A 3504-nucleotide genomic window follows, 5' to 3' on the forward strand; every position below is an offset into this window, starting at 1 on the left:
CACCAATTTCGTCAAGGAAAAGTGTACCGCCACTGGCCGATTCAAACTTGCCTATACGTTGTTTAATGGCCGAGGTGAAAGATCCCTTTTCATGCCCAAATAATTCGCTCTCAATCAATTCTGAAGGGATAGCTGCACAGTTAACCTCAATAAGAGGAGCGCTGGAACGGTTTGATTTTTCATGCAGCCAGCGTGCCACCAGCTCTTTGCCGCTGCCGTTTGCGCCGGTTACCAATACCCGGGCATCAGTAGGAGCTACGCGGTCAATAGTTTCTTTTATTTTAATTATGGCCTGCGAGTTACCCAAAATAGGGCGCACCTTTGAAACTTTGCGTTTTAATACCTTGGCTTCCACAACCAGGCTCCCCCTGTCAAGGGCATTACGAACAGTAATGAGCAGGCGGTTTAGGTCGGGTGGTTTTGATATAAAATCGAATGCACCTTTTTTACTGGCCTCTATAGCTGTTTCAACAGTTCCATGGCCCGATATCATGATAAAAGGCAGATCGGGTTTTATAGCAAGTCCCTCGGTCAGTACTTCCATGCCATCCATGCGGTTCATTTTTATATCGCACAATACCAGGTCGTAATCCTTTTTTTCTATCAGTTGTAAGCCGTCAACTCCGTTATCTACATCCTCAACCTCATAGTCCTCATATTCAAGTATTTCGCGCAAGGTATTACGGATAGACCGCTCATCATCAATTATTAAAATTTTAGCCATGTTTTATTTCCTTCAAATTAGGTAGTAAAGTTGAACGTGCTAATATATAAGATTTGTATAGAAAAATAAACACTTTTTAATTGTAAAAAATAACCCCTTCCTGTTTAAGGGAAGGGGTATATTGTCAGCAGCAAATCTGTAAGCCGGGTTCTGTATTGCCGGAAGGGCAATTTCTATCATTAATCTGGCCCTGCCATTGCTGACAGGTTTAAACAACCTACCCATCCCGGAGTGATCTGCCGGATGGCAGATTGCGGGAGCGAGCAACTCCGCTTCCGGGACCTATTTGGTTTTTCAACTCCTGAGGTTTACCGTCATCTCCGGTCGCCCGGAAATGCCGTGAGCTCTTACCTCACGTTTTCACCCTTACCCCGATAAATCGGGGCGGTATATTTTCTGTGGCACTTTGCTGTCGCCGGCTGCCGGCGCCTTCCCGTTAGGAAGCAGGATGCTCTGTGTTGCCCGGACTTTCCTCCGCTATACAAGATAGCAGCGATAGAACGCTTTGCAAGTGTAAAGGTAGGGAATTTTTAGTTCAGTTGCGTGGTTTTAGGTTCGGGGTTCGTGTTTTGGGAGGGGATGAAGTATCAAAGCAAAAATGAAATAGGATAAAACCTCAACTCCAAGTCCCAAAACACGTACCTAAATCAACGGCATTTTCCCAGATCAGTCTCAACCAACTGCACGTTAACTACACCAGCTTTATTGCCGAAAGAGTTGGTTACATAAGTAAGCACTTTGGCAATTTCAAGAGGTGTTAGGTCAGCGGCTGGCATTTCGCCTTCAAATGGGTGTCCATTTATGGTGATATTCCCTTTAAGGCCATTTTTTAGGAAACACGCTAATGACGTTTTGTTATTTTTAAGGTAAACAGAATCGGTAAGTGGTGGGATCAATGCCTGTAAACCTTCGCCTTTTTCGCCATGGCAGTTTTCACAATGTGCCTGGTATATTAAACTACCGCCCGAATAATAACGGTTAAATTCTACCTGCTCATCGGTCTGACACGCAACAGCCAGTACAACCAGCAATAAACCTATACTTATAATGAACCTTGATCTCATTTAGCTGCTGCCTCATCGGGTTCGGCTTTTAATATTTTTATGTCAGCAATCAATTTGGTCACCTGGGCAGGGTCGGTACCATCATAAGTACCGCGCAGGCGTTTTTGCTTATCTACCAAAATAAAATAACCGTCATGTATAAATTCGCCCTGCGGATTTTTTTCCTGTACCGATACCAGGTAGTTTTTAGCTATCTGATAGGTTTCGTCTTTAGTGCCTTGTAAAAGCCACCAGGTATTGCCACTAATTCCCAATTTATCGGCATATTTTTTTAATACGGGAACGGTATCATATTTGGGATCGATGGTGTGCGATATGATCCTGAAATTATCATCGGCCTTAAATTCCTGGTATACATTAAGCATATTGCGGTGCATTACCGGGCAAATGGAAGGGCAGGTGGTAAAGAAAAAGTCGGCAACGTATATTTTACCATCAAGGCTTTTACCGGTTATAGTATCAGCATACTGGTTAACAAATTTAAATTCGGGTATAGTTGAGTATACTGTATCGGTCACCGTTTTGCCATCTACTGTTTTAGTAACTGGCTGGCGATTGCCTAAAATGGGGAGCGTAGTCTGGTTGTTTGATTTACAGGCACTATAAAGCAGTACAATAACAAGTAAACCTATTAAATTCTTCATTTTTTTGTAGTTGTGGTCAGATATTTATTTGAGCTGTTAACAGCAATATTTATTTGTGAATCAATAACAATGATCTTCTTTTTCTGATCGGCTAAATAATCCATTACCTCCTGGTGTGATTTGCCTTTATTTTCAGCGTCAAATTTATGCATCCAATCGCTCATGGCATTGTCAGCATCATCAACCAGTTTTAAATAAACCTTTGCCGAATCCTTATTTACTATAGTTGAATCATGTTTAATCAGGCTGTCCAGAATCATTTTGTTTTTCATTAAATGCTCGGTACTGCCCATTACTTTATCATGAACGGCAATAACGCTATCTAAAAGCAGTTTTTCCTGCTTTTTTGCATCAGCGCATCCTAATAATGCAACGGCTGATAAAATGACAAAAATGTATTTTTTCATGATTTTTAAGGATGGAATAAACAATGGCAAATATTACAAATAAACAGGTTAAATGTTGCTTTTTAATATCCTTAAATAATAAATATAGTCAGTAAGCGGTAAACTTTGTACACCAGCGAATTTAAGCTGCTGCCCGGCCTGTGCCCTGGTATGGGTACCGTGGTTAATTACCTGGGTAAAAATATCACTTAGCTGATCCTGTAAATGGTCGCCTTTTGAGTTTTGATAATTAATTATCTTGCTAAAATCAGCATCGGGCAGCTCCTTTAAATAAGATATCCATGTTTCATGACATTCGCTGATAAGTTCTGCGCAATGCGCGGCTGTAAAATCGGGCCATGCATTATACGGATGGTGCGGCAGATTTTTACAGCGTCCCAGCCATACCCGCTCGGTTGTTAATGAATGCGACAGGAGCTGCAATGGTTTTTGAGGTTCATTGGCCTCTATAATAGCTTGTAATATCAGATCATTAGCAAAGCGGTTATAATTAAATAATTTAATGAAATGTGTTTTCATCCGGTAAAAGTATTAATGAAACAAGTATCAGGCTTAAATCGTTATATTCAAAATATTGGGTTTAATAATATGATAATATAACTGTTACAATTAAGTTACACCAGCGTCTTACCTTTAACTATATAAAAAAGACATAGTTATGAAAC

General features: G+C 40.7%; 5 protein-coding genes and 1 other RNA gene. All 6 read right to left on the reverse strand.

What is annotated here, in order from left to right:
• On the reverse strand, nucleotides 1-724 hold a 724-nt coding region (locus AC1DRQ_RS30190), incomplete at its 3' end, for a sigma-54-dependent transcriptional regulator (protein ID WP_477429632.1).
• A 123-nt stretch (nucleotides 725-847) separates the two neighbouring features.
• Nucleotides 848-1236: RNase P RNA component class A (gene rnpB / locus AC1DRQ_RS30195), an RNA gene on the reverse strand.
• Between the two features lie 135 nt (nucleotides 1237-1371).
• Nucleotides 1372-1788: a c-type cytochrome gene (locus AC1DRQ_RS30200; RefSeq protein WP_477429634.1), complete on the reverse strand. Its 417-nt coding sequence runs from the start codon at nucleotides 1786-1788 to the stop codon at nucleotides 1372-1374.
• Nucleotides 1785-2432 carry an SCO family protein gene (locus AC1DRQ_RS30205; protein WP_477429636.1) on the reverse strand — a complete coding sequence of 216 codons (648 nt, stop codon included), beginning with the start codon at nucleotides 2430-2432 and terminating at the stop codon, nucleotides 1785-1787. The genes AC1DRQ_RS30200 and AC1DRQ_RS30205 overlap by 4 nt, the downstream gene beginning before the upstream one ends.
• Nucleotides 2429-2839, reverse strand: a complete 411-nt coding sequence (locus tag AC1DRQ_RS30210) for a hypothetical protein (RefSeq protein ID WP_477429638.1) — start codon at nucleotides 2837-2839, stop codon at nucleotides 2429-2431. Before AC1DRQ_RS30210 ends, AC1DRQ_RS30205 begins: the two co-directional genes overlap by 4 nt.
• Before the next feature lie 48 nt (nucleotides 2840-2887).
• Entirely contained in the window at nucleotides 2888-3358 is a 471-nt protein-coding gene (locus tag AC1DRQ_RS30215; RefSeq protein WP_429392369.1) for a DinB family protein, read from the reverse strand.
• Between the last annotated feature and the right edge of the window lie 146 nt (nucleotides 3359-3504).

This window comes from Mucilaginibacter sp. P4_E8, from assembly GCF_056401495.1.